Source organism: Neisseria sicca (assembly GCF_003044565.1).
GTDB classification, from domain to species: domain Bacteria; phylum Pseudomonadota; class Gammaproteobacteria; order Burkholderiales; family Neisseriaceae; genus Neisseria; species Neisseria sicca_A.
This window is the reverse complement of the sequence record NZ_POXG01000001.1, coordinates 488,779-514,706: the sequence shown is the minus strand read 5'-3', so window position 1 is coordinate 514,706 and position 25,928 is coordinate 488,779. Positions and strand designations below refer to the sequence as shown.

General features: G+C 50.9%; 26 protein-coding genes. 15 read left to right on the top strand and 11 right to left on the bottom strand.

All coding sequences use genetic code 11. The features are described 5' to 3' along the window. Window positions 1-133 precede the first annotated feature (133 nt). A complete protein-coding gene (locus DBZ16_RS02735) occupies window positions 134-1,009 on the top strand; it encodes a DMT family transporter (RefSeq protein WP_107812849.1) in 876 nt (291 codons plus the stop codon). 178 nt (window positions 1,010-1,187) lie between these two features. Continuing rightward, window positions 1,188-2,585 carry an aspartate ammonia-lyase gene (gene aspA, locus DBZ16_RS02730; RefSeq protein WP_107812848.1) on the top strand — a complete coding sequence of 466 codons (1,398 nt, stop codon included), beginning with the start codon at window positions 1,188-1,190 and terminating at the stop codon, window positions 2,583-2,585. A 90-nt stretch (window positions 2,586-2,675) separates the two neighbouring features. On the opposite strand, the gene DBZ16_RS02725 is transcribed toward aspA, so the two are convergent. Then, entirely contained in the window at window positions 2,676-3,335 is a 660-nt protein-coding gene (locus tag DBZ16_RS02725) for a cytochrome b/b6 domain-containing protein (RefSeq protein WP_107812847.1), read from the bottom strand. A gap of 133 nt (window positions 3,336-3,468) precedes the next feature. On the opposite strand from DBZ16_RS02725, the gene DBZ16_RS02720 reads away from it, so the two are divergent. From DBZ16_RS02720 to DBZ16_RS02665, 12 genes are all read left to right on the top strand, one after another. Then, window positions 3,469-4,368, top strand: a complete 900-nt coding sequence (locus DBZ16_RS02720; RefSeq protein ID WP_107812846.1) for an NAD(P)H-hydrate dehydratase — start codon at window positions 3,469-3,471, stop codon at window positions 4,366-4,368. A gap of 146 nt (window positions 4,369-4,514) precedes the next feature. Next, complete coding sequence (locus DBZ16_RS02715; RefSeq protein WP_107812845.1) at window positions 4,515-5,267, top strand: alpha/beta fold hydrolase; 753 nt, start codon at window positions 4,515-4,517, stop codon at window positions 5,265-5,267. 154 nt (window positions 5,268-5,421) lie between these two features. After that, window positions 5,422-5,700, top strand: a complete 279-nt coding sequence (locus DBZ16_RS02710) for a hypothetical protein (RefSeq protein ID WP_107812844.1) — start codon at window positions 5,422-5,424, stop codon at window positions 5,698-5,700. A 47-nt stretch (window positions 5,701-5,747) separates the two neighbouring features. After that, on the top strand, window positions 5,748-6,899 hold the full coding sequence (gene earP, locus DBZ16_RS02705; protein ID WP_107812843.1) for an elongation factor P maturation arginine rhamnosyltransferase EarP: 1,152 nt from the start codon (window positions 5,748-5,750) through the stop codon (window positions 6,897-6,899). A gap of 40 nt (window positions 6,900-6,939) precedes the next feature. Beyond that, window positions 6,940-7,500 (top strand): elongation factor P, encoded by a 561-nt coding sequence (gene efp, locus DBZ16_RS02700; protein ID WP_002219406.1) that lies wholly within the window; start codon window positions 6,940-6,942, stop codon window positions 7,498-7,500. Window positions 7,501-7,872: 372 nt separating this feature from the next. Next, complete coding sequence (locus tag DBZ16_RS02695; protein ID WP_167390256.1) at window positions 7,873-8,697, top strand: amino acid ABC transporter substrate-binding protein; 825 nt, start codon at window positions 7,873-7,875, stop codon at window positions 8,695-8,697. After that, the gene (locus DBZ16_RS02690) at window positions 8,687-9,403 is read left to right on the top strand and encodes an amino acid ABC transporter permease (RefSeq protein ID WP_003765700.1); all 717 of its coding nucleotides are present in this window, start codon (window positions 8,687-8,689) and stop codon (window positions 9,401-9,403) included. Before DBZ16_RS02695 ends, DBZ16_RS02690 begins: the two co-directional genes overlap by 11 nt. A gap of 9 nt (window positions 9,404-9,412) precedes the next feature. Beyond that, on the top strand, window positions 9,413-10,180 hold the full coding sequence (locus tag DBZ16_RS02685) for an amino acid ABC transporter ATP-binding protein (RefSeq protein WP_107812841.1): 768 nt from the start codon (window positions 9,413-9,415) through the stop codon (window positions 10,178-10,180). Between the two features lie 306 nt (window positions 10,181-10,486). Then, window positions 10,487-12,409 (top strand): ATP-binding cassette domain-containing protein, encoded by a 1,923-nt coding sequence (locus DBZ16_RS02680; protein WP_107812840.1) that lies wholly within the window; start codon window positions 10,487-10,489, stop codon window positions 12,407-12,409. A 133-nt stretch (window positions 12,410-12,542) separates the two neighbouring features. Next, window positions 12,543-12,911: a nucleolar protein gene (locus DBZ16_RS02675; protein ID WP_070601934.1), complete on the top strand. Its 369-nt coding sequence runs from the start codon at window positions 12,543-12,545 to the stop codon at window positions 12,909-12,911. Window positions 12,912-13,061: 150 nt separating this feature from the next. Next, window positions 13,062-13,616, top strand: a complete 555-nt coding sequence (locus DBZ16_RS02670; protein WP_167390255.1) for a hypothetical protein — start codon at window positions 13,062-13,064, stop codon at window positions 13,614-13,616. 109 nt (window positions 13,617-13,725) lie between these two features. Then, window positions 13,726-14,322, top strand: a complete 597-nt coding sequence (locus tag DBZ16_RS02665) for an MlaC/ttg2D family ABC transporter substrate-binding protein (protein WP_107812838.1) — start codon at window positions 13,726-13,728, stop codon at window positions 14,320-14,322. 480 nt (window positions 14,323-14,802) lie between these two features. On the opposite strand, the gene DBZ16_RS02660 is transcribed toward DBZ16_RS02665, so the two are convergent. The 4 genes from DBZ16_RS02660 to iscX all read right to left on the bottom strand — a co-directional run bounded on the left by DBZ16_RS02660 (window position 14,803) and on the right by iscX (window position 19,503). Continuing rightward, window positions 14,803-15,402: a LemA family protein gene (locus DBZ16_RS02660; protein ID WP_049231164.1), complete on the bottom strand. Its 600-nt coding sequence runs from the start codon at window positions 15,400-15,402 to the stop codon at window positions 14,803-14,805. 267 nt (window positions 15,403-15,669) lie between these two features. After that, window positions 15,670-17,946 (bottom strand): 5-methyltetrahydropteroyltriglutamate--homocysteine S-methyltransferase, encoded by a 2,277-nt coding sequence (gene metE / locus DBZ16_RS02655; protein WP_107812837.1) that lies wholly within the window; start codon window positions 17,944-17,946, stop codon window positions 15,670-15,672. 138 nt (window positions 17,947-18,084) lie between these two features. Then, entirely contained in the window at window positions 18,085-18,963 is an 879-nt protein-coding gene (metF, locus tag DBZ16_RS02650; protein ID WP_045073345.1) for a methylenetetrahydrofolate reductase, read from the bottom strand. 342 nt (window positions 18,964-19,305) lie between these two features. Beyond that, window positions 19,306-19,503 (bottom strand): Fe-S cluster assembly protein IscX, encoded by a 198-nt coding sequence (gene iscX / locus DBZ16_RS02645; protein ID WP_003770429.1) that lies wholly within the window; start codon window positions 19,501-19,503, stop codon window positions 19,306-19,308. Between the two features lie 332 nt (window positions 19,504-19,835). Here iscX and DBZ16_RS02640 point away from each other — a divergent pair, with 332 nt between their 5' ends. Next, on the top strand, window positions 19,836-20,444 hold the full coding sequence (locus tag DBZ16_RS02640; protein WP_107812836.1) for a hypothetical protein: 609 nt from the start codon (window positions 19,836-19,838) through the stop codon (window positions 20,442-20,444). 135 nt (window positions 20,445-20,579) lie between these two features. Here the strand turns inward: DBZ16_RS02640 and fdx are convergent, their stop codons facing one another. The 6 genes from fdx to hscA form a co-directional block, all read right to left on the bottom strand. Beyond that, window positions 20,580-20,921: an ISC system 2Fe-2S type ferredoxin gene (gene fdx, locus DBZ16_RS02635; protein ID WP_107812835.1), complete on the bottom strand. Its 342-nt coding sequence runs from the start codon at window positions 20,919-20,921 to the stop codon at window positions 20,580-20,582. Between the two features lie 240 nt (window positions 20,922-21,161). Further along, on the bottom strand, window positions 21,162-21,524 hold the full coding sequence (locus DBZ16_RS02625) for a TIGR02328 family protein (RefSeq protein WP_107812834.1): 363 nt from the start codon (window positions 21,522-21,524) through the stop codon (window positions 21,162-21,164). 125 nt (window positions 21,525-21,649) lie between these two features. Next, window positions 21,650-22,225 carry a hypothetical protein gene (locus tag DBZ16_RS16285; protein ID WP_240600174.1) on the bottom strand — a complete coding sequence of 192 codons (576 nt, stop codon included), beginning with the start codon at window positions 22,223-22,225 and terminating at the stop codon, window positions 21,650-21,652. Window positions 22,226-22,256: 31 nt separating this feature from the next. Further along, entirely contained in the window at window positions 22,257-23,015 is a 759-nt protein-coding gene (locus tag DBZ16_RS02615; RefSeq protein WP_107812833.1) for a DUF2314 domain-containing protein, read from the bottom strand. Between the two features lie 76 nt (window positions 23,016-23,091). Further along, window positions 23,092-23,844 (bottom strand): DUF695 domain-containing protein, encoded by a 753-nt coding sequence (locus DBZ16_RS02610; protein ID WP_003777953.1) that lies wholly within the window; start codon window positions 23,842-23,844, stop codon window positions 23,092-23,094. Between the two features lie 83 nt (window positions 23,845-23,927). After that, window positions 23,928-25,790 (bottom strand): Fe-S protein assembly chaperone HscA, encoded by a 1,863-nt coding sequence (gene hscA, locus DBZ16_RS02605; protein ID WP_107812832.1) that lies wholly within the window; start codon window positions 25,788-25,790, stop codon window positions 23,928-23,930. Window positions 25,791-25,928 lie beyond the last annotated feature (138 nt).

Below are 25,928 nucleotides of genomic sequence, written 5' to 3'. Positions count from 1 at the left end.
GACCTTTGCATTCCGGGGTCGTCTGAAATTTTTATAGGGGTCGTTGGCGGGAAACTAAATAGAAAAACAGGACACAAAGAAGGTCGTCTGAAATCTGTCCGGTGCATCCGACACACTTAATCAAAGGAAAAACATGATTTATTTATTGGCAAGCATATTGTGCAGCGTGTCTGTGTCGGTATTGCTCAAATTGGCGCGTAAGAACAAAATCGACGTTGCGCAGGCGGTGGCGGTGAACTACATCGTCGCGGTCGCGTTGACGGCTTGGGTGTTGAAACCCGATTTGAGCAATCCGAAAGCCTTTTTGCCGACGTGGTGGTTGTTTGGCGCGCTGGGCGTGTTGCTGCCTTCGGTGTTTGTGATTATGGGCAAGGCGGTTGATGCGGCGGGTATCGTCAAGTCTGATGCGGCGCAGCGTTTGTCTTTGATATTGCCGATTATTTCTGCGTTCGTGATTTTTGGCGAAGCGTTGACCGAAGGCAGGCTGATAGGCATCGTTTTGGCGTTTGTGGCTCTGTTCTGCCTGTTGTGGAAAGCCGACGGCGGCAAGAAATCGGGCGGATTGGGTACGCAAATCACGCTGCTTGCGGGCGTTTGGGCGGGCTACGGCATCATCGACATCCTCTTCAAACAGCTTGCCAAAAGCGGTACGGCGTTTTCCGGCAACCTCTTGGTCGCCTTCAGCCTCGCCGGTATTTTGATGTTCGGCTACCTTTTCTCCCAATCGACCAAATGGACGAAAGAAGGCATTCTCGGCGGCATCGTTTTGGGCGGTTTGAACTTTGCCAACATCGTTACCTACATCACCGCCCACCAAATGATGAAAGACAATCCGACGCTGGTCTTCGCAGGCATGAACATCGGCGTCATCGTCTTGGGAACGTTGGTCGGCGCGATGGCGTTTAAAGAAAAAATCAGCAGCATCAACGCCGCAGGCATCAGCGTCGCCGTCTGCGCCATTGCCTGTTTGTTTTACTGGCCGCAGATACGGGGGCTGGTCGGTATGTAAGCATGTAAAAGGTCGTCTGAAAAGGTTTCAGACGACCTTTTGTCTTTCGGGTGGGAGTGTTTTTCCTGCTTTGATAACAACGGTGCATTTGCAGCTAGACAACCCATGCAAAACGGTCTAATGTTCCGCCTGCATATGCACATTACTTGATAAACCAACGAATGAGAAGGTAAGAGAAATGACTGTCCGTATCGAACACGATTTGCTGGGCGACCGCGAAATCCCCGCCGAGGCGTATTGGGGCATCCATACTTTGCGCGCGGTGGAAAACTTTAAAATTTCCAATCAAAAAATTTCCGACGTGCCGCAGTTTGTCCGCAGCATGGTGATGGTGAAAAAAGCGACCGCGCAGGCAAACGGTGAACTGGGCGCGGTAAAACCTGAAATTGCCGCTGCCATTGAAAAGGCTTGCGACGAAGTGTTGCTTAAAGGCCGCTGTCTCGACCAATTCCCGTCCGATGTGTATCAGGGCGGCGCGGGGACTTCGGTCAACATGAACACCAACGAAGTGATTGCCAACCTTGCTTTGGAAGTGTTGGGTTACGAAAAAGGCCGCTACGACATCGTTAATCCGATGGACCATGTGAACGCCAGCCAGTCCACCAACGATGCGTATCCGACCGGCTTCAGGCTGGCGGTGTATTACAGTGTCGGCGAACTGCTGGAAAAATTGGCGTTGCTGAAAGACGCGTTTGCCGCCAAAGCCGATGAGTTTAAAGATGTTTTGAAAATGGGGCGCACCCAGCTTCAAGATGCCGTGCCGATGACGGCGGGGCAGGAGTTTCAGTCTTTCCAAGTGTTGCTGGAAGAAGAGATTTTGAATCTGGACCGCACGCGCGCCTTGTTGTTGGAAGTCAACTTGGGCGCAACCGCCATCGGCACGGGTGTGAACACGCCCAAAGGCTACGCGGCTTTGGCGGTGAAAAAATTGTCCGAAGTCAGCGGCTTGGATTGCAAATTGACCGAAAACCTGATTGAAGCGACTTCCGACTGCGGCGCGTATGTGATGGTACACGGTGCATTGAAGCGCACGGCGGTGAAATTATCGAAAATCTGTAACGACTTGCGCCTCTTGTCGTCCGGCCCGCGCGCCGGTTTGAAAGAGATTAACCTGCCGGAAATGCAGGCAGGCTCGTCGATTATGCCTGCCAAAGTCAATCCCGTGATTCCCGAAGTGGTCAACCAAGTCTGCTTCAAAGTCATCGGCAACGACACCACCATCACCTTCGCCGCCGAAGCGGGGCAGTTGCAATTAAACGTGATGGAGCCGGTTATCGCGCAATGTATGTTTGAAACCATTTCCTTGTTGGGCAACGCCGCCGTAAATCTCGCCGAAAAATGCGTCAAAGGCATTACCGTCAACCGCGAAATCTGCGAACGTTATGTGTTCAACTCCATTGGTCTGGTTACTTATCTGAACCCGTATATCGGACATGGCAATGGCGATTTGGTCGGCAAAATCTGTGCCCAAACCGGCAAAGGCGTGCGCGAAGTCGTACTCGAACGCGGCCTCTTGAGTGAAGCCGAACTCGACCGCATCCTGTCGCCCGAAAACCTGATGAACCCGCATTTGTAAGATAGGGCATAAAGAAAAGGTCGTCTGAAAACGGAATTGCCGTTTCAGACGACCTTTTGCATCGGCATGATGAAAACCTGCCGACTTTGGTTATTTCAACATCAAAATCGCAGCCACCGCCGCTGCCGCGACCGCCAATGCGGCAATCAGTTTGGCAGCGGAAGCAAATTTCAAGGCAACAGTTTGCCCTTCGATATGTTTGTAGCCGCTGATCATCGGGTGGATCAAATCTTTTTTCTTCAAAAATTTATACGCCAAAACCGTGAAAATGTGCAGACCTGCCAAAGCCGCCAGTAGATTGAAGAAATTGACGTGGATTTTGCGCATCAGGCTGCCCGTGTCCGAACTGACCAAATGGTTCAGGTAGCCGCTGTCAGTAAACGTGTTTTCATCGGCGGCAAACAACCCCGTCGTTACTTGCAGTAAGACCGCCGCAATCAGCGTGATGACCATCAGCGCGCCCAAAGGGTTGTGTCCGGGCTGTTCGTTTTCCGTCAGGCTGCCTTGCAGGTAACGGCGGATGGACGATGGGCCGCGCACGAATTGTGCAAACCGAGCCGTATCGCTGCCCCACAAGCCCCAACACAGGCGGAAGATAATCAGTCCGACGATCAGCAGCCCGCAGCGCAAGTGCCAAACCAGCATCCCGCCGCCTGCCTGCGCGCTGTACCACATAAATCCGACCGATAAGACCAAGAGCCAGTGAAACAGGCGCGTCGGCAAATCCCAGACTTTGACTTTTTGTTTCATTTAATATTCCTTGTTGTGCGGTTGTAGTGTTCCTATACGGGGCGGTAGAATCGTGAAAACAACAGTCGATAAAAGAGGGATTCCAACCTCTTTTCGCCACGCAACCGCTATTTTACCAAACTCAGGCAGATTGATGATGAACCCGTCCTATACGCTCCCCGATACGCCCGATTTTTTTCAGACGACCTCGCAGTTCCCAGACGTATTCACCCCGCGCCAAGCGGAGTCGCACAAAGGAACATACGGCACGCTCGCCATCGTCGGCGGCGCATCGGGCATGAGCGGAGCGGTTGTCCTCGCTTCCACCGCCGCGATTTATCAAGGCAGCGGCAAAGTGTGGGCAGGCTTTAATCAAACCGCCTTGCCCTTCGCCGTTATCCCCGAACGCCCCGAAATCATGCTGGCAACCGCTGAAGACTTGCTGAAACGCAAGGACATCAGCGCATGGGCGGTCGGCTGCGGCATGGGTTTGGACGAAACCGCCAACCAAATCTTAAATAACGTGTTGACGCAAAATCAGGACGTGCCGCTGCTGCTTGATGCCGACGCACTGACCCTGCTGGCAAGGTCGAATTCAGAAACACGAGAAGCCGCTCAAAAACGCAGCAATCTGGTTCTGACCCCGCACCCCGCCGAAGCCGCCCGCCTGCTCGGTACATCCACCCAAGCCGTCCAGCAGGACAGAATGTCTGCCGTCCAAACCATCAGCGCAACGTTCCAAGTCGTAACCGTCTTAAAAGGACACCGCACACTGGTCGCCGCACCCGACGGCACGGTCTATACCAACCCAAGCGGCAACGCCGGACTTGCCACCGCAGGCAGCGGCGACGTTTTAAGCGGCATCATCGGCAGCCTGCTCGCACAAGGCATTGCCCCATTCCAAGCCGCCTGTGCCGGCGTATGGCTGCACGGCGCAGCGGCGGATGTCATCAAACATTCATCGGGCGTGGAAGCCGGTATGCTGGCAGGCGAAATCGCACCCGCTGCCCGATGGTTGAGGAATCGGCTGATGACGGATAAAACAAAAAATTGAGAAGGAAGGAGGTCGTCTGAAAACGGAGATACAGCCCCAAGCCGTTTTCAGACGACCCTTTGCGAATGTTCAATATCTGTGTTGGAATCCAAAAGCCCTTTGATGTTTCCTATACAGATACTCCGGATAGATTGAAAAGGTAAACCATGCAGTCCAAATTTTTTAACCATCAAGGCGCAAGCCTGCACTATCAAATCGGCGGTAAGGAAGCCGCTCCCGTCATGGTCTTGCTTCACGGCGGTTTTGGCTCGATTAGCGATTTTGAACCGCTGCTGCCGCGCCTGTTGCAACACTACCGCATGATTGCCGTCGATACGCGCGGACACGGACGCTCCACGCTTGGCACTACCGTATTGACCTATGCTCAAGTAGCCGATGATGTGCGCCAAATCCTGCGCAGTGAAAGCGTGGAAAATTACAGTCTGTTCGGTTTCAGCGACGGAGGAATAACTGCTTACCGTCTTGGTGCTGAAGATGAAAATGTTGAGAAAATCATCACGGTAGGCGCAGAGTGGCATCAAAAACACTTGAATCGCGTACGGTCGATGTTTGAAGCGCTGAACCTTAATATCGTAGAAGAAAACCTGTCGGAACAGCTTGCCGCTTATCAGGCAGCCAATCCCGAACCCGATGCCGAAAAATGGATTGCGGCATTGAAAGCCATGTGGTTGGATGAAAGCGCAAGCGGTTATCCCAACGAAAGCGTCCGTGAAATCACAGCTAATGTCTTGGCAATACGCGGAGAAGCTGATTTTCTGCTTGCCTTTGATGATTGGGTAGAACTGAAAACCGAATTGCCTAATGTGCATCTGATGAATGTGCCGTTTGCCGTTCATGAAGCGATTAAGGAGCAGCCCGAAATAATTTGGGCGGCAGTACAGGCGTTTCAGGCATTGTAAAAGGCGGTATTGAATAAAAAGGTCGTCTGAAAACGGGTTTGGGTTTGCTGAAACAGGATTTCAGACGACCTAACCATCCGTTTGAAATCCTTTCCCGAACAGACTAAACTGCCGACTTGCTTTTTTCCATCATCCTTATTTTATCCGTCACACCATGCCCAAAATCCTTATCATCCGCTGGCTTATCGTCTGCCTGATACCTTTAATCACGCTTGCTATTTTCGTCGTCAATCCGCCCGAAGACGAGGCGCAACACTTAATCAACGGCATTATCCTTGCCTGCGAAGCGACGTTTCTCTTCAAATTCATCCTCTTCGAAACCATCAAGCATCATCTTAAGCAAGAGTTTGATTTGAAACGTCAAACCATGTTGCTGTTTATTCCGATCGTTTTGCTGATTGTGTATTTGTTCCACTATTTCGGCGCGTTTTAGTTTTGAAAAGGTCGTCTGAAACCGATTTCAGACGACCTCAAGTCTTTATGAATACACACGTTTTTCCTGTTTGTTGGATTTTTTGCAACGTCATCGACAATTTCGGCGATATCGGCGTTTCCCTGCGGCTTGCCCGTGTTTTGCATCGTGAACTTGGTTGGCAGGTGCATTTGTGGACGGATGATGTGTTCGCCTTGCGTGCGCTTTGCCCTGATTTGCCTGATGTTCCCTGTGTCCATCAGGATATTCATGTCCGCGATTGGCATGCCGAAGCGGCAGACATTGATACCGCGCCCTTTCCCGATATCGTTATAGAAACTTTCGCCTGCGACCTGCCTGAAAATGTGTTGCACATCATCCGTCAGCATAAACCGCTTTGGCTGAATTGGGAGTATTTGAGCGCGGAAGAAAGCAATGAGAGGCTGCACCTGATGCCTTCGCCGCAGGAAGGCGTTCAAAAATATTTTTGGTTTATGGGTTTCAGCGAAAAAAGCGGCGGGTTGATACGCGAGCGGGATTATCGCGACGCCGTCCGTTTCGATACCGAAGCCTTGCGTCAGCGGCTGATGCTTCCCGAAAAAAACGCGCCCGAATGGCTGCTTTTCGGCTATCGGAGCGATGTTTGGGCAAAGTGGCTGGATATGTGGCAACAGGCAGGCAGCGCGTTTACTCTGTTGCTGGCTGGGACGCAAATCATCGACAGCCTCAAACAAAGCGGCGTCATTCCGCAAAATGCCCTGCAAAACGACGGCGATGTTTTTCAGACGACCTCAGTCCGCCTCGTCAAAATCCCTTTCGTTCCGCAACATGATTTCGACAAACTGCTACACCTCGCCGACTGCGCCGTGATACGCGGCGAAGATAGTTTCGTGCGCGCCCAGCTTGCGGGCAAACCCTTTTTTTGGCACATCTACCCGCAAGATGAAAACGTCCATCTCGACAAACTCCACGCCTTTTGGGATAAGGCACACGGTTTCTACTCGCCTGAAACCGCATCGGCACACTGCCGCCTTTCAGACGACCTCAACGGCGGAGAGGCTTTATCTGCAACACAACGCCTCGAATGTTGGCAAACCCTGCAACAACACCAAAACAACTGGCGGCAAGGCGCGGAGGAGTGGAGCCGTTGTCTTTTCGAGCAGCCGTCAGCCCCTGAAAAACTCGCTGCCTTTATTTCAAAGTATAAAAAAATACGCTAAAATAGCGCGTTTATTTACAACCGATTTGATTGGACAATACATGAAAACAGCACAAGAACTGCGCGCCGGCAACGTATTCATGGTCGGCAACGATCCTATGGTCGTTCAAAAAACCGAATACATCAAAGGCGGCCGCTCTTCCGCCAAAGTCAGCATGAAACTGAAAAACCTGCTGACCGGTGCCGCTTCCGAAACCATTTACAAAGCCGACGACAAATTCGACGTCGTCATCCTGTCCCGCAAAAACTGTACTTACAGCTACTTTGCCGATCCTATGTACGTCTTCATGGACGAAGAATTCAACCAATACGAAATCGAAGCCGACAACATCGGCGACGCGTTGAAATTCATCGTTGACGGTATGGAAGACCAATGCGAAGTAACTTTCTACGAAGGTAACCCTATTTCTGTCGAGCTGCCTACCATCATCGTACGCGAAGTTGAATACACCGAGCCTGCCGTTAAAGGCGATACCTCCGGTAAAGTAATGAAAACCGCGCGTCTGGTCGGCGGCACTGAAATCCAAGTGATGTCTTACATCGAAAACGGCGACAAAGTCGAAATCGATACCCGTACCGGCGAATTCCGCAAACGCGCTTAAGCATCAGCTGCGGTTCAAGATAAAAGGTCGTCTGAAAATTTTCAGACGACCTTTTGTTATGTCGGATTATTTCTGTGCTTTCATTTAAGACTCCAAACCGCAGGCAAAACAGTTTGGCGCTCCCTTTGAATCTGTGCGCAGCACCATTGTTGCGAATATCAAGCCGAATCATGGCGCGAACGATAAGAAGGTCGTCTGAAAGCAGAAAAGAGGAGCTTATCCCCCTTTTCAGACGACCTTTGCTTGAAAAATGCAGGTTTTTTGGATTCATTCATCCGTTTCGGAATAAGCGTTATAAGAAAGTATTCTTTGTGTTTGCCGTAATTTCACTTAGAATGCTGCCCTCGCACACTTTTTCTTCAGGAGAAGATTATGTTGAAAAAATTCGTACTCGGCGGCATGACCGCATTGGTTTTGGCGGCCTGCGGCGGAGAGGGCGGCAGCGCGTCTTCTTCTGCTCCCGCTCAATCTGCCAACGCTTCCGGTTCTTTAATCGAGCGCATCAACAATAAAGGTACGATTACCGTCGGTACCGAAGGTACTTACGCGCCGTTTACCTACCACGACAAAGACGGCAAGCTGACCGGCTACGATGTGGAAGTTACCCGCGCCGTTGCGGAAAAATTAGGCGTAAAAGTCGAGTTTAAAGAAACGCAATGGGATTCGATGATGGCGGGTTTGAAGGCGGGACGTTTCGATGTGGTGGCAAACCAAGTCGGTCTGACCAGCCCCGAACGCCAAGCGACATTCGACAAATCCGAACCTTACAGCTGGAGCGGTGCGGTTTTGGTGGCGCGTAACGACAGCAACATCAAATCCATTGACGACATCAAAGGCGTGAAAACCGCGCAATCCCTGACCAGTAACTACGGCGAAAAAGCCAAAGCTGCGGGTGCGGAACTTGTGGCAGTGGACGGTTTGGCGCAATCGCTGACCCTGATTGAACAAAAACGCGCCGATGCGACTTTGAACGATGAATTGGCTGTTTTGGACTATCTGAAGAAAAACCCGAATGCCGGCGTGAAAATCGTTTGGTCTGCGCCTGCAGATGAAAAAGTCGGTTCCGGCTTGATTGTCAATAAAGGCAATGACGAAGTCGTGGCGAAATTCAGCACGGCAATCAACGAGCTGAAAGCCGACGGCACGCTGAAAAAACTGGGCGAACAATTCTTCGGAAAAGACATCAGTGTTAAATAATTTTCTTGCTTCGCTGCCGTTTATGACGGAAACACGCGCCGATATGATTGTCAGCGCGTTTTTGCCTATGGTCAAAGCCGGTTTTATGGTCTCGCTGCCGCTGGCGGTGGCGTCGTTCCTGATCGGGATGGTGATTGCCATCGCTGTGGCTTTGGTGCGGATTATGCCTTCGGGCGGCATCGTGCGGAAAATCCTGCTGAAGCTGGTGGAAACTTATATTTCCATCATCAGGGGGACGCCGCTGTTGGTGCAGCTTGTGATTGTGTTTTACGGGCTGCCGTCCGTCGGTATTTTCATCGATCCGATTCCCGCCGCCATCATCGGCTTCTCGCTCAATGTCGGCGCATACGCTTCCGAAACCATACGCGCGGCGATTTTGTCCGTGCCGAAAGGGCAGTGGGAGGCGGGTTTCTCCATCGGCATGACCTATATGCAGACTTTCCGCCGCATCGTCGCGCCGCAGGCATTCCGCGTCGCCGTGCCGCCTTTGAGCAACGAGTTTATCGGCTTGTTCAAAAACACCTCGCTCGCAGCGGTGGTAACGGTAACTGAATTGTTCCGCGTCGCGCAGGAAACGGCAAACCGTACCTACGACTTCCTACCCGTCTATATCGAAGCCGCTTTGGTTTACTGGTGTTTCTGCAAAGTACTGTTCCTGATTCAGGCGCGCTTGGAAAAACGCTTTGACCGCTATGTCGCCAAATAAGGGGAAGCCATGATTAAAATCCGCAATATCCGCAAAACCTTCGGCGAAAACACCATTTTGCGCGGCATCGATTTGTATGTGGGCAAAGGGCAGGTGGTCGTCATCCTCGGACCTTCCGGCTCGGGTAAAACAACGTTTTTGCGCTGCTTGAATGCGCTGGAAATGCCCGAAGACGGACAAATCGAGTTCGACAACGAGCGACCGCTGAAAATCGATTTTTCCAAAAAAACGACAAAGCACGACATCTTGGCGCTGCGCCGCAAATCCGGCATGGTGTTCCAGCAATACAACCTCTTCCCGCACAAAACCGCGTTGGAAAACGTAATGGAAGGTCCGGTTGCCGTACAAGGCAAATCTGCCGCCCAAGCGCGCGAAGAAGCTTTGAAATTGCTGGAAAAAGTCGGCTTAGGCGATAAGGTTAACCTTTATCCCTACCAGCTCTCCGGCGGTCAGCAACAACGCGTCGGCATCGCCCGCGCATTGGCGATTCAGCCCGAGCTTATGTTGTTTGACGAACCCACTTCCGCGCTGGATCCCGAATTGGTGCAAGACGTGTTGAACGCCATGAAGGAATTGGCGCAGGAAGGCTGGACGATGGTTGTCGTGACCCACGAAATCAAGTTCGCGCTGGAGGTGGCGACTACGGTCGTCGTCATGGACGGCGGCGTCATCGTAGAGCAGGGCAGTCCGAGAGAATTGTTCGAACACCCCAAACACGAACGCACGCAGAAATTCCTGCGGCAAATCCGTAAAGATTCGGCGGATTATCGACATTAAGCCGTTTCGTTACATCAAAGGTCGTCTGAAAACAGGCATAGTGAGTTTCGTTAACACTATTCGCCGTTTTCAGACGACCTTTTTTCATCATGGATTTACGTTGAAGCGCTACGGCATCAACGGACGGCGACATATAGTGGATTATAGTGGATTAAATTTAAATCAGGACAAGGCGACGAAGCCGCAGACAGTACAAATAGTACGGCAAGGCGAGGCAACGCCGTACTGGTTTAAATTTAATCCACTATAATGCTGTTTTCGCTATAAAATACCGCCTTTCCCATTTTCCGCCCGTCCATTACCATCATGATTGAAATCAAGAATCTCACCCTGCAACGCGGTTTGAAAGTCCTGCTCGACAAAGCCAACGCCACCGTCAATCCCGGTCAGCGCGTCGGTTTGATCGGTAAAAACGGGACAGGAAAATCCAGCCTGTTTGCCTTAATCAAGGGTGAAATCACGCAGGATGGCGGCGATATCTCAATTCCGAAAAATTGGCGGATGGCTTCCGTTTCCCAAGAAACGCCCGACTTAGACATCTCCGCGTTGGACTACGTTTTGCAGGGCGATGCCGAGTTGCAGGCTTTTCAGACGACCTTGGCGCAGGCGGAAGCGCAAAATGACGGCATGAAGCAGGCGGAATATCATGCTAAATTGGAAGAAATCGACGCGTATACCGCGCCGGCCCGCGCAGCAAAATTGTTGAACGGACTGGGTTTTTCGCAAGAAGAACACAGCCGTCCCGTCAAATCCTTTTCCGGCGGCTGGCGTATGCGCCTGAATCTTGCGCAAGCCCTGATTTGCCGCGCCGATTTGCTCTTGCTTGACGAACCGACCAACCACTTGGATTTGGAAACCGTCTTGTGGCTGGAAAACCACCTTGCTTCTTTACCCTGCACGCAAATCATCATTTCCCACGACCGCGATTTTCTCAACGCGGCAACTACCCAAACCATTGAATTGTCGCAGCAAAAACTCACGCAATACGGCGGCAATTACGATTTTTACCAAAACGAACGTGCGCAGCGTCTCGCGCAGCAACAAGCCGCCTATGTCAAACAGCAGGCGCAAATCAAACATCTGCAATCGTTTATCGACCGCTTCAAAGCCAAAGCCACCAAAGCCGTTCAAGCGCAAAGCCGCATGAAGGCGTTGGCGAAGCTCGAGCGCATCGCTCCCGCGCATCTGGACAGCGAGTTTTCCTTTGAGTTTTACAATCCCGACCATCTGCCCAATCCTTTGCTGAAGCTGGAGCACGCTGATTTGGGTTACGAAGGCAAAACCGTCTTGCACGACATTACCCTGTCGCTGGAAAGCGGCGCACGTTACGGGCTATTGGGTGTCAACGGCAGCGGTAAATCCACGTTTATCAAAGCCTTGGCAGGCAAAATCGATTTGCTCTCCGGCAGCATCGTCCGTTCCGAAAAACTCAATATTGGCTATTTTGCCCAACACCAGCTCGACACCATCCGCGCCGACCAAAGCCCTGTTTGGCATATTCAGCAGCTTTCTCCCGAAGTGCGCGAGCAAGAAATCCGAAATTTCCTCGGCGGCTTCAACTTTGTCGGCGACATGGCGTTGCAGAAAACCGAACCTTTTTCCGGCGGAGAAAAAGCCCGTCTCGCCCTTGCTATGATTATCTGGCAAAAGCCAAATCTGCTGCTGCTTGACGAACCGACCAACCATTTGGATTTGGATATGCGCCACGCCCTGACACTTGCGTTGCAAAGTTTTCAAGGCGCATTAATCGTCGTGTCGCATGACCGCAGCCTGCTTGAAGCGACTACCGACAGTTTCCTCCTGATTGACAAAGGTCGTCTGAAAAACTTTGACGGCGATTTAAACGACTATCGTCAATGGCGGTTGGCGCAGGAAAACGCCACAGCCGCACCTGCCGCTTCCGCACAAAGCCAAAACCGCAAGGACACCAAGCGTATCGAAGCGCAAATCCGTCAAGAAAAAGCCCGACGAGGCAAACCGATACAGCATAAAATCGACAAAGCCGAAAAAGAAATGGCGCAGCTTTCTGAAATTCAAACGGCATGTGAAGCATTTTTGGCACAAGAAGAAGCCTATTCGGACGAAAATAAAACAAAATTACAACAAGCACTCACACAATTAACAGAAATTAAAGTAAAATTAACACAAATAGAAGAAAACTGGCTTTTGTGGCAGGAAGAGCTGGAGCAAATCCTGACGGAAATCGACGCAGAATTTACACAACTATAAATATCCCGTTGCCCGAGTTTCCGTATCTGCCTTCAGAAGCCGCCAAAAATACAGTTCGGCATGGTCATTTCAGACCGTCGAACTGCATAAAAACAAAAATAGGTCGTCTGAAAACTCAAACTACGGAAAACACATGCGTTCACGAATCAAGCAAGGGGCACTTATCGTCGCATCCTCCCTCATTTTGGGCTTATCCCTTCACACTGCAGCAGCCGTCTTCAGTTGCCATTCAGGCAACAGCAAAACCTACACATCCGAACCTTCGGGAAACTGCACAGGCGCAGACCTGCCCAAAATCAGCAGCCATCAAGGCGGTGCATACCGTCTGAAAATCAACAAATTAAGCAGTGATACCGAAGAAAAGGCAGCCAAGCCCAAGAAGGCGCGTTCAAAAGAAAAATCGCGGGAAAAGGCGCAAGAGCAAGAGACAAAGAGCAAAAACGCCAAATCACGCGCCAAAAAATCAGATAAAGCCGCAAAAACGTCGTCTGAAAACGAATGAGGCAATTTTCGCTATAACAAATAAGGCGGTTTGATTTGAAATTAAAAAAGTCAGCCGTCCTATTTGAGAGAATATGCTGGTATTGTTATACTATTACAGCTGAATGCAATATCTATCGAACAATTACTTATTTCACATTACGACCTTACCATGAAACAATCACTTCACGCATTGGCAGCTTCATTGCTGATGTTTGCCGCCGCATCAGGCGCACAAGCTTCCTCTAAAATCTATACCTGCACAGTCAACGGCGAAGTTGTCTATACTTCACGCCCATCTGGAAACTGCCATTCGGCAGATTTACCGACCATCGGCAAATACAGCAGCACGCGCTACGATGCTCCCGCTTTAGAAATGCCCGAGTCTGCTGCTGCCGAAGCTCCGTCAAAACGAGCCGGTAACGCAAAACCTGCCCCTAAAAATACCGCTAAGGCGAATCCTGCACCTGCGCCCATCCGTCCTGCTCCTGAAGTTGCAGCAACTCCTGCGCCCAAATCCTCCGGCAGCACTAGCCGCCGTTCGATTTTGGAAACGGAATTGAGCAACGAACGTAAAGCGTTGGGTGAAGCGCAAAAATCTCTGGCTCAAGCCCGCGTAGCCAAAGGCGGTCATGTCAACCAACAGGAAATCAACAGCCTGCAAAGCGCGGTACTCGATCGCCAGCAAAACATCCAAGCCCTGCAAAGGGAATTGAGCCGAATGTAGGTCGTTCCTGCCTTTTTATCTGCCTTTCTCGGTTTTACATTACGTTAAATATTTCTAAAATATAAAGTTTTACAATAGACCTTTAAAAATTTTAGAAATAGGTACGTATATGGCATCCTATTTATCCGCTTTTGTACTGGCTGCACCTATGGTGCTTGCCGCCCCGTATGTTGCCGCTGCACATCCTGCACAAGAGCAGATGCAGCAAAATATCGATACTGTTTTGAAAATTGCGCGCAATACTTCCCTGAGCGAGCCGCAACGTGTCAAACAAATACAGCAGTATGCCGACCGTTATTTGGATTATGAACGCATTTCCGCTTTGGCAGTCGGCGCGCCTTGGCGCAATTTCTCAGCACAGCAGAAAACAGATTTTATTCAGGCATTCAAAGAGATGGTGGTTTCAATGTATTCCCATTCCGCTTTGGTTGGCGCTGCCGATGCGAAGGTTAAATTGCTGCCTAAAATGACTGAGAATGGCAATAAATTTGATGTGTTCTCGGAGATTCAAACGAAAAGTGGTAAGAAATACGAAGTGGCGTATCAGCTTTATCGGGTAGGTTCTGCTTATAAAATCTACAATTTCCGTTTGGATGGCACAAGTTTAGTAACGGTGTACCGCAATCAATTCAATGAATTGATTAAGCAAAAAGGTATCGACGGTACAATTGCCACGGTTAAAGCCAAGGGTTTGAAAAAGCAATAATTTGATTGATAATTTTCGTGTTTTCTCAAGAGAAGGATTGGGATAGCTTTCCCATTTGAGGATAGGAGATATTGAAAACCAACAGGTTAAAAATGAACGGTCTTGCATTCATTTGAAACTTATGGGATTTGACAAACAAAAAGGTCGTCTGAAAACTTTTAAAGTTCAGACGACCTTTTGTTTATTCTGAATCATGGTTGTAGTGGAGTTGGTTTACTTCCTGCTACTTTATAGTGGATTAACTTTAAACCAGTGCGGCGTTGCCTCGCCTTGCCGTACTATCTGTAGTGTCTGCGGCTTCGTCGCCTTGTCCTGATTTAAATTTAATCCACTATACTACTGCAAGTTGGTTCAAGGGAAATGATTTTTGAATATAGTAAAGCACAGAATGGATGGATTCTGTGCTATTGCTATGGTTTGTGACGCTCGAATAACAATCAGATTACAATGCCACACCCTGATCTATTTGCGCCACGCTTATCAAGCCATCAAGTGTTTGCTCATTTGCGGAACGCTGTTGTCCTCAAATTTAATCAGGCTGGCTTTTGCGTGATAACCCAATACTTTGGCAACAAGTCCGCTCATGGTTTTTCTCAGCATGCGGTTGTAGCGTTCTGCAGATCGATTGTAGGCGCGTCGCGCAGATACAACATCGGTTTCGGCGGCGTCCAGCATTTCAAGCTGGCTTTTAAGACCTTGGTCGGGACGTTGTTTCAGGCTTTTTTCTAAAACTTCTTGCAGGGCGCGGAGCGAGTTGTTCAAGCTTGCTTCTGCGTTGCACAAGCGAGAAAGAGATTCCGGTGAAAATGATTTGGATGCTTGGGTCAATACGGCTTCGGCATCGCCACATGAGGACAATAAATTGCTGTCGACATTGTCATCTTCGCGTCCAAGGTAAATTTTTGAAGCATCCAAAACATGTCTGACTGCCTGATGGCGGCATGCTAGGGCGATACGGAGCGCAACAAAAGATTCTTGATAATCTTTTTTGCAACGGTCTAATTTTTGTTTGAAGTTGAGCAGTAAAACGGTCAGTATTACGGCGATGAAGATAAGACTGATGATTCCCATAGTGTGCATCCTTATTGTTTGTTGCAGTAATGTGTTGTTTAATATATGCGGATTTTGCTGTTTGTAGTAGATACAGTTAGCCGCTGTTTTTAATTTAGTTGCGAGTAATTATACCCCAAATAAATTATTTTGCCCATTGGTCATAAAAGATTATTGGGGAAAACAATAGGGAGGATAGGTTATGGCGGTTCAGTTCGATAGGAAAATGAAATATTAAGTTGGTAAAAAGGTCGTCTGAAAATTTTCAGACGACCTTTTGATTACGCTATTTCAAACTTATTTTGCCAATTCGGCACGCAGTTTGTGGGTAACGTTCATCATCACTTGGAGTTGTTCCAGAGTTTCTTTCCAACCGCGGGTTTTCAGGCCGCAGTCCGGGTTAACCCACAGGCGTTCAACCGGTACGACTTCGATGGCTTTGCGCAACAGGTGTTCCACTTCGGCTTCTGTCGGTACGCGCGGGCTGTGGATGTCGTAAACGCCCGGACCGATGTCGTTCGGGTATTTGAATTCGCCGAACGCGGTCAACAGTTCCATGTCGGAACGTGAAGTCTCGATGGTAATCACGTCGGCGTCCATAGCTGCGATAGCAGGCAGGATGTCGTTGAACTCGGAGTAACACATATGGGTGTGGATTTGTGTGCTGTCTTCGCAACCGGTAGAGGACAGGCGGAAGGATTCGCCTGCCCAGTTCAGGTAGGCATCCCAATCGGCGCGTTTCAAAGGCAGACCTTCACGGATGGCAGGTTCGTCGATTTGGATGACTTTGATGCCTGCTTTTTCCAAATCCAATACTTCGTCGTTCAGAGCCAGTGCGATTTGTTTGCACACGGTAGAGCGTGGAATGTCGTTGCGGACGAAAGACCATTGCAGAATGGTGACAGGACCGGTCAACATGCCTTTCATCGGGCGTTTGGTCAGGCTTTGTGCGTAAGTGGACCAAGCGACAGTCATGGCTTCAGGACGGCTTACGTCACCGAAGATGATCGGTGGTTTCACGCAGCGTGAGCCGTAGCTTTGTACCCAGCCGTATTGGGTGAACGCGAAACCGCTCAACAATTCGCCGAAGTATTCGACCATGTCGTTACGCTCGGCTTCGCCGTGTACCAATACGTCCAAGTCCAGTTTTTCTTGCTCTTCAACCACCAAGGCGATTTCTTTTTTCATCGCGGCTTCGTAATCGGCGGCAGACAGTTCGCCTTTTTTGAAGGCTGCGCGTGCTTGACGGATTTCGGTGGTTTGCGGGAAAGAACCGATGTTGGTCGTCGGCAGCAGAGGCAGGTTCAACCATGCTTGTTGCGCTTTGATACGGTCGGCAAACGGTGATTTGCGTTGGTCTGCGTTGGCAGGCAGATCGGTCAGGCGTTTGGCAACGTCTGCGCGGTGGATTTCGCTGCTGTTGGCGCGTGAATCGGCGGCAGCTTGGCTGGCAGCGAGTTCTTCGGCAACGGAATCACGACCTTCGTTCAATGCGGCTTTCAGAACGCGCAATTCTTGGGTTTTTTGCAGGGTAAATGCCAACCAAGAGTACAGGTCAGGTTTGTTGGCTTTCAGTTTTTCTTCAACTGACAAGTCAAATGGGGTGTGCAACAGCGAGCAAGAGCTGGAAATCCACAAGCGGTCGCCCAGTTTGGCTTTCAGAGGCTCGACAGTTTCCAAAACTTTGTTCAGGTTGGCGCGCCAGATGTTGCGGCCGTCAATGACGCCTGCAGACAGGACTTTGTCGTAGTCGGCAAATGCGTCCAGTTGCTCGGGAGCGCGTACCAAGTCGATGTGCAGACCGTCAACGGACAGGGCTTTCAGCAATGCGGCGTGTTCGGCAACAGAACCGAAGTAAGTGCTCAACAGGATTTTGGCGTTTACTTTACTCAAAGTGGCGTAAACGTCTTTGTAGGCTTCTACCCATTCTTTAGGCAGGTCAACAGCCAATGCAGGCTCGTCGATTTGAATCCATTCGGCGCCGGCTTCAACCAAAGCGTTCAGGATTTCAACGTAAACGGGCAGCAGTTTTTGCAACAGGCTCAGGCGGTCGAATTCGACTGCGCCTTTTTCTTTACCTACCCACAGGAAAGTCAGCGGGCCGACGATGGTCGGTTTGGCTTTCAGACCGAGTGCTTGGGCTTCTTTCAGCTGTTGAACGTAGTGTTTGGCGTTCGCTTTGAATTCGGTATCGGCGTGGAATTCAGGCACCAAGTAGTGATAGTTGGTGTCGAACCATTTGGTCATTTCGATGGCGAATTGGTCTTTGTTACCACGAGCCAGTTGGAAGAATTGTTCCAAAGACAGGTTTTGGCTGTCGAAGCCGAAACGGGCGGGAATTGCGCCGGTAGCGACTTGCAGGTCGAGGATGTGGTCGTAGAAAGTGAAATCGCCTACGGCAACGAAATCGGCGTTGGCGGCAGCTTGGTGTTTCCAGTTCTTCTCGCGCAAGTCTTTGGCAACGTCGAGCAGCTCTTGTTCGCTGATTTCTTTGCGCCAGTATTTTTCTTGGGCGAATTTCAATTCACGGAAGGCACCGACACGCGGGAAGCCTGAGAAATGTAATGTTGTCATGTTGAACTCTCCAGTTGGATTTTGTAAGGACCGGTTCAATCCGAATCGGTCGGTATTGTAAATCAGAATAGGGCGGATGGGGCGGCGTTTTGTTTTTCAGACGACCTTTGGGGTCGTCTGAAACCGTTTTATACGGCTTTAGGGACGCACGCCTAAAATATGGCAGATGGCGTAAGTCAGCTCGCTGCGGTTGAGCGTGTAGAAGTGGAAATCTTTCACGCCTTCGCGGGACAGGACTTTGACCATGTCGATGGCGATACTTGCCGCAACCAGATTGCGCGTAGCTTGGTCGTCGTCCAAGCCTTCATACATTTGCGACAGCCATTTCGGGATTTTGACGTTGGTCACTTGCGCCATTTTGCCGAGCTGCTTGAAGTTGGTCACAGGCAGGATGCCGGGAACGATTTCGACGTCGATGCCCAGCATCACGCAGCGGTCGCGGAAGCGCAGGTAGCGTTCTACGTCAAAGAAGAATTGGGTGATGACGTGGTTTGCACCCGCATCGATTTTGCGCTTCAGATTGATCAGGTCGGCTTGTGCGGATTTCGCTTCGGGATGCACTTCGGGGTATGCCGCTACGGAGATGTCGAAGTCGGCGACGGAGCGCAGGAGCTTGACCAAGTCTTCGGCGTAAAACGGTTTTTTCTCATAACCGGGCGGCTCGTCGCCGCGCAGGGCGACAATACGGCGGATGCCGCTGTCCCAATAGTCTTTGGCGATTTGGCGCAATTCGTCGGGAGAAGCGTCGATGCCGGTCAGGTGCGGCGCGGCTTCCAAGCCGGTTTCCTGTTGGATGCGTTTGACGATGCTATGCGTACGGTCGCGTTCGCCGGAGTTTGCGCCGTAGGTTACGGATACGAACTTGGGATGCAGGGTTTGCAGGCGATGGATGGAGTCCCACAGCATGGTTTCCATTTGTTCGTTTTTCGGCGGGAAAAATTCGAACGAAACGTTGATGTCGCCTTTCAAGTCGGAAAGGCTGTTGTTTAACGCATTGATTTCTTTTGCGTAACTCATTGGCTGTGTACCTCGGTTGTCTTTTTTAAACGTTTTCAGGCTGGTATGATAAATTTGCCTTGTGTATGAGTCAAATTCAAAATTTTCAGAAAGTTTATGAATTATTTTAATATAGATGCTGTTGTCTCTATTCAAATTTATATGAGGATAGGTTGGAGAGAGAATGCCTAGTCAGAGATGTGGGAATGTTTTGAAATTAAATAACTTTCAATGTCCGGTATTTCACTTGAACAGCGGCAAAGACAAGATGTTTTGCATTCGAACTGGCTCTAAGTCCGTTAAAACGTCGTCTGAAAAGTTTTCAGACGACGTCTTTGTCTTTAGCTTGCAAATGATACAGCTTCACTCAGTCTCTTCAATCCATGCCTGTTGCACGGCTTCGAGGATGCGCTCGCCGCAGCGTGCGGGATCGTCGTCGAAGTCAGGAAGCGCCATAATCAGGTCGCGCAACTGGGTGAAGCGAACGGTTTTCGGGTCGATGCTGTCTCCGTGCAGGTCGTAGAGTTCTTCGGCGATGCGTTGGGTGTCTGTCCATTTCATGATGTCGTTCCTTTGGGAGTGTCCGAATTTTTGATTCGGGTTCAGTGGTACGGGTATTTTAATGCTTCTATAAACCGAGCGGCAGCCTTTTGTGCAACTGTTTGACGCAATGGTAAGGCATACAGGGCAATGGGCGGCTTGGGTAAGCGCTTGTCTGCAATGCCAAATGCTTCCGAAATCGCACATGGTATTTTCCCATGTAATATTTTCATTTCAGACGCTTAAAACATTTTGCTGACTTTCACTTAGAAAAATTTACATTTTGTCATGCAACCAAATCATATGGAATGGTTCTTAAAGTAATCCATTACAGTATGAATAAGAGGAAATTGATGAATAACACACTCAATGCCAAATTATCCAAACTTATTTACGCGCTCGCTTCCGATGACCCCAATTATCTTGCCAAAGCGGGCGTGTTCGACCGCCTGCTGCTGCTCATCCGCGAGCTTTATCAGATGCTGGATGATAGCGAAGGGCTGAATCGGCTCTCGCTGCGCCTCCGCTATGGCAAGCGTTACGGCATGATTGCTTTGGATGCCGCCGCGCCGGGCGAAGACGCGGGCGCTTTGCGTTTGAAACGCTGGATGGTGTATTCGCGTATTGCGGAACGCATCGTCGGCTGCGGCAACGACTTGTCTGTCGCGCTTGACGATATGGTGGCGACAAACGAAGAAGCGAAACAGCGTTATACAGATGCTGCAAACGAAATCATCAAACGCTTCGGCTTGGCGGGCTATGTACCCGAGCCGCCAAAATCCGTAACGGCCGAACAAAACGAGCCTGCGCTGAAGCCCGAGCCTAAGAGCATTATTACCCGCCGCGGCAGCAGCCTCAGTATGCTCAACGCCAAAGGCAGAGTGGAAAGCTATCCCGTCGCCCAAACCACCGCTTCGATGAAAGTATCTCGCTTAAGGTTTATTGTTCCCCGTTCCAAATAATGATTTGATGGCGATTTGACGGAAGGTCGTCTGAAAACGGTCGGTAAGGCAGTTTTCAGACAACCTTTTGTTTGGTCAAAACTTGGCAGAGGTCGTCTGAAAATTGCTTGATCCGTTTCAGACGACCTTTTTGCATCAATGCTCTTCGCGCGCGTGGTTGATGGTGTATTTGGGGATTTCCACCACCAAATCTTCTTCGGCGACCACTGCCTGACAGCTCAGGCGCGAGTCGGCTTCCAAGCCCCATGCCTGGTCGAGCAGGTCTTCTTCCAATTCGGTCGGCTCTTCCAAGCTGTCGAAGCCTTTGCGGATGATGACGTGGCAGGTGGTACAGGCGCAAGATTTTTCGCAGGCGTGATCGACTTCGATGTCGTGGTCGAGCAGTACGTCAAGGACAGTTTTGCCTTCGGGTGCGTCTTCAATGACTGCGCCTTCGGGACATAATACGGCGTGTGGGAGTACGGTAATTTTGGGCATTTTTATTGTCTCTTGTAATGAGTAGGTAGGGTTTGTGGGTAATTTTCAGACGACCTTTTGTAATGAAGGGGTCGTCTGAAACCGTTTATATAGTGGATTAACTTTAAACCAGTACGGCGTTGCCTCGCCTTAGCTCAAAGAGAACGATTCTCTAAGGTGCTGAAGCACCAAGTGAATCGGTTCCGTACTATCTGTACTGTCTGCGGCTTCGTCGCCTTGTCCTGATTTAAAGTTAATCCACTATAACACGATGCCCTTGCTTTTTAAATTTTCCAGACATTCGTCCAGATAAGCATCATCGTGTTCGGGGTAAATCGGCGAATCGGCGGCTTCGGTATCGTGTGCGGCATAAGGGGCAACCGCTTTGCCGCGATACAGCGGGTCTTTCCACAGCGGGTCGGGTTTGTAGCCGCGTTTTTCCATTTCTTCCATAATCAGCACGTGATACAGATAGAGTTTGTCAGGCGAATGGGTGAAAACGTAATTCACCGTCGCATGCGGCCTGCCCCAGCCTGCTCCGCGAAGCGCGGCGCATTCGCGGTGTTGCCCTAGAAGCTGGGCGCGGGGAAGTAGCGGGATAAGGGTTTGGTGCCAAAGTCTCATGTTTGGTGGGTTGGAGGTCGTCTGAAATTGTATCTTGGTTTTCAGACGACCTTTTGTTTAGTCGGGTGGTTCAAATATCTTGATGACTGTTTGTCGGTCAAGAAGGTGTGCGGCATTGAGTATGGTCAGTCTTTATGTTGTTCGGTCATTCTTGCTTTCTTGGCTGCCGCCTGAATTTTTCTACGGCGTCGCCACGTACAGTAAAGTAGCGGTACTAAAGTCAGAAGAAGGGTGAAGATGCCGGCTAGTAGTCCTGCTTCAAATCTGCGTGAGGATGAGTCGAAGGTAAAAGACAAGGGTTCTACACGACCTTCAGTTATACGGTAATGACTGGTTCTTTCCTCTGTGAAGAAGGGGTCAGTATAAATGAGTTCGTATTCTTCAGTACTGATACGTTTTACATTGCAAGTAATTTTCGAATTTACGTAGCAATCATTTTGATCAAGGCGGTACGTACACACTTTATCCTGCTCGGCATTGAACTCATTCCATGGTTTCACTGCACAACTACTGTCATCAGTTGGGCGAACGGCGATTTGAAACAAGGCGTTTATTTTGCTGCCTTGGGTGTAAGTTTCGTGTTCGTGTGGTAAAAAATGAGATACGGTCTTTCCGAGCGAAATAGAGACGGTCAGCCGCCAAACAAGGGCCCAAATGAATTTCAGTATTGTCGGTATGATTAGTCGAAATCGATCGGACATTTTTCTTTTCTTTTTTCAGACGACCTATGGTTTAGTGGCGTGGTTCGAGTATCTCGATGACGTTTTGCCAGTCCATAAGGCGGGCAAAGTCTAGGGCGGTCAGTCCTTCTTGCGTGGTGGCGGCCGGGTCTGCACCCAATTCGAGCATGGCTTTGACCAGGGGCGCGTTGCCTGCGATGGCTTCGTGATGGAGCGGTGTGTAGCCGTCTTCGTCTTGCTCGCGCAGGTAATCCGGGTTTTGTGCCAGCTGTTGGCGGAAGTCGTCCAGACAGTTTCGGCACATCGGATGTTCGTCCAGATTTTCGGGGTGTTCTTTTTCTTCGTAAACCAGCAAGACTTCTTCGGGATCGCCAAAGTCGATTCCCCATGCAGCATCGTGTTCTGCGCGCTCTTGCGGCGTCATTTGGATGCGGACTGCCTGTACGGTGAAGCCGCCGTAGGGGATGCCGTTACACAGGAACATCCAGTCGCTGATATCGTCAACCGGAACGCAAACGCTTTCGCCTTGTTCTACATTGGTCAGGTCGTTGGGTTCGTTGACCAGCGTGCCGAAAATGTGGAGGCCGTCGAAGTAGATGTCGTTTATCCACATATGTTCGCAAATTTCGCCGTCTTCGCTGTCTTGGAAAAAAGGTACTTTGACCATGGCAAAATCCAAGGCGGGTATGATGCGGCGGTTTTCCCAATACAGCTCGCGCCAGAAATATTTGAATGTGGAACGTGCCTGTTCGAAGGCGCGGTTCATGAGTTCATTTTCCTGATCGATACCGTAAACAATGGATTCGCTCATGGGATTCTCCTAAGGTCAAAGTGGATGCGGGTCGTCTGAACGGGGCTGCCGGTGTGTTTTCAGACGTCCTGATGTTTTATTGGACTAATATGCTGCCCCAGCCGTCGTAGTCGCCGTTGTTTTCGTGGGCGATATCGATCAACTCCCATGTGTCGTTGTCGATGTCGGTGAGCGGGGCGTTTTTGGAAAGTTGCAGGCGGTAGCTCGGGTAGTCTTCTTCCTGCTCGATGCGGCCGCTGTCGCTGACGGTATAGCCTAATGTGCCGACTTTGGCGGCTGCGGCGTTCAGGTCTGCTTCGGTGTGGAAAAACAGCCAGTGGTCGATGGGGCGGGGCTTATCGAGGCGGTCGCCGTCTTGTCGGAAACGGCGTAAAACCTGTTCGTTGCGGATGGCTTGCAACTCGTAGCTGTCCGGATACAGGAATTCTTGATAAAACGACCATTCGGCATCTTCGCTGATTGTGATGTCGCAAACGCGGTCGTTTTGTGTCAGCAAGTTACGGCAGGCTTGGGCGAAGGTTTCGGCATCGCGGCTGTAAAAATGCCAATTTGCCGCGCCGTTTGTGGTGACTATGCCTGCGGGAATGTTGTTGTTGCCCGCCAGTCGGTCGATTTGGTCTTCGATGTCGTAAACCGCTTCGCTTTCTTCAGGCGTCGGGAAGCCGTGTTCGTTGGTTTGTTCCAATTTCATGCTGATGCGCACATGCTGCGGATACTCTGCCAGCGGCGCGACTTCGATTAAGGCAAGGTTGATGCGTAAGGCGGCGGGTGCGTCGCCAATGCGGCTGAAATAAACGTTCCAGTCTTGGGGGATGGAAGGGTTTTGCATGGGATGGGGTCGTCTGAAAAATAGTGTTTGAATTTTTTCAGACGACCTTTGTGTCTTTCGAGGTCGTCTGAAACTGTTTGCCGTCAAATATCGTCCACACTTTGCCCTGTCAGCGCTCGTTGGATGTTGCGGTTCATGCGTTTGGCGGCGAAGTTGTCGGTGCTGCGGCTGAGTTTGGCGACGGCGGCGCGGATGTCTTCGGCGTTGCCGTTTTTCAGACGACCTTGCAAATCGGCGATGTCTTGCTGGATTTGTTGCAATTCTTCGGCATCCAGCAAATCGCTATCCAACTCAAGGGCGGCGTTGACGGCGTCGGTCAGGCTTTCTGCTTCGACCACGGCTTCGGCGCGGGCGCGTGCCGCCATGTCTTCAGCGGCGTTACTCATGCTGTCTTTGAGCATTTGGGTGATGGTGTCGTCGTCCAAGCCGTAGGAAGGTTTGACTTCGATTTGCGCCTGTACGCCGGTGCTTTGTTCTTGTGCGGAAACGGACAGCAAGCCGTCGGCGTCAACTTGGAAGGTAACGCGGATACGCGCCGCGCCTGCGGCCATGGGCGGAATGCCGCGCAGGGTGAATTTGGCAAGGCTGCGGCAGTCGGAAACGAGTTCGCGCTCGCCTTGTACGACGTGTATCGTCATGGCGGTCTGACCGTCTTTGAAGGTGGTAAAGTCCTGCGCGCGCGCGGTGGGGATGGTGGAATTGCGCGGGATGATTTTTTCGGCGAGTCCGCCGTAGGTTTCCAAACCGAGCGACAAGGGGGTAACGTCCAGCAGCAGCCATTCGCCGTCGGTTTTGTTGCCGGCGAGGACGTTTGCCTGTATGGCGGCGCCGAGCGCGACGACTTCGTCGGGGTTGAGGTTGTTCAGCGGGGTTTGTCCGAAGAAGGTGGCGACCGCTTGTTGGACATGCAGCATACGGGTGGAGCCGCCGACCATAATCACGCCTTTGATGTCGGCTTTGGTCACGCCCGCGTCTTTCAAGGCTTGTTTCACCGGCTCTATGGTTTTTTGCACCAGATTTTGCGTCAGGTGGTGAAATTCTTGGCGGGTAATGACGGTATGGATTTTGCGGCCGTCTGAAAGCGTGGCTTCGACGACGGCTTCGGTTTGGTTGGTCAGTTGTTCTTTGGCGGTGCGGACAAGGGAAAGCAGAAGCTGGCTGTCGCGCTCGTTGAGTTTGGAAAGGTCGTTTTGCTCAAGCAGGTGGCAGAACAGGCGGTGGTCGAAATCGTCGCCGCCCAATGCGCTGTTGCCGCCGGTGGCTTTGACTTCAAACAGCCCTTTGGTCAGTTGCAATACGGATACGTCGAATGTACCGCCGCCCAAGTCGTAAACGACAAACGTGCCTTCCGAGGCGTTGTCCAGACCGTAGGCAATCGCGGCGGCGGTCGGCTCGTTGAGCAGACGCAATACGTTCAAGCCCGCCAAACGCGCGGCATCTTTGGTGGCTTGGCGTTGGGCATCGTCGAAATAGGCGGGAACGGTAATGACGGCGCCGACCAAATCGCCGCCTAAAGTTTCTTCGGCGCGCAATTTGAGGGCTTTGAGGATTTCAGATGACACTTCGATAGGCGTTTTGGCACCTTGACGGGTGTTCAACTCAACCACGCGCTCGTTGGGTGTAAACCGGTAGGGCAGGTATTGCGCGTCCTGCGCGAGGTCGGCAAGCGTGCGGCCAATCAGGCGTTTGGCGGAGCTGATGGTGTTCAGTGGGTCGGTTTTTTGGGCGGAGAGAGCGGTTTTGCCGACTTCGACGGCATCGTCTTCGCCGTAGCGGACGACGGAGGGCAGGGTGGTGCGCCCGTCCATATCGGTCAGACAAACCGGGCTGCCGCTGCGGACGGTGGCAACCAGGCTGTTGGTCGTACCCAAGTCGATGCCGACGGCGAGGCGGTGTTGATGCGGAGCGGCGGACATGCCGGGTTCGGAAATCTGCAAAAGAGCCATGATTGTGTGCCTTTTGATGCTGTATTTATTAGGATAGGTCGGTATTTTAACAGATTTCGGGCAGATAGTTGAGTGGATTGGTAGGGAATTGACTGTGGTTTATGGTTGGTACCATTTGTATTTCGGTTAAGAAAATAG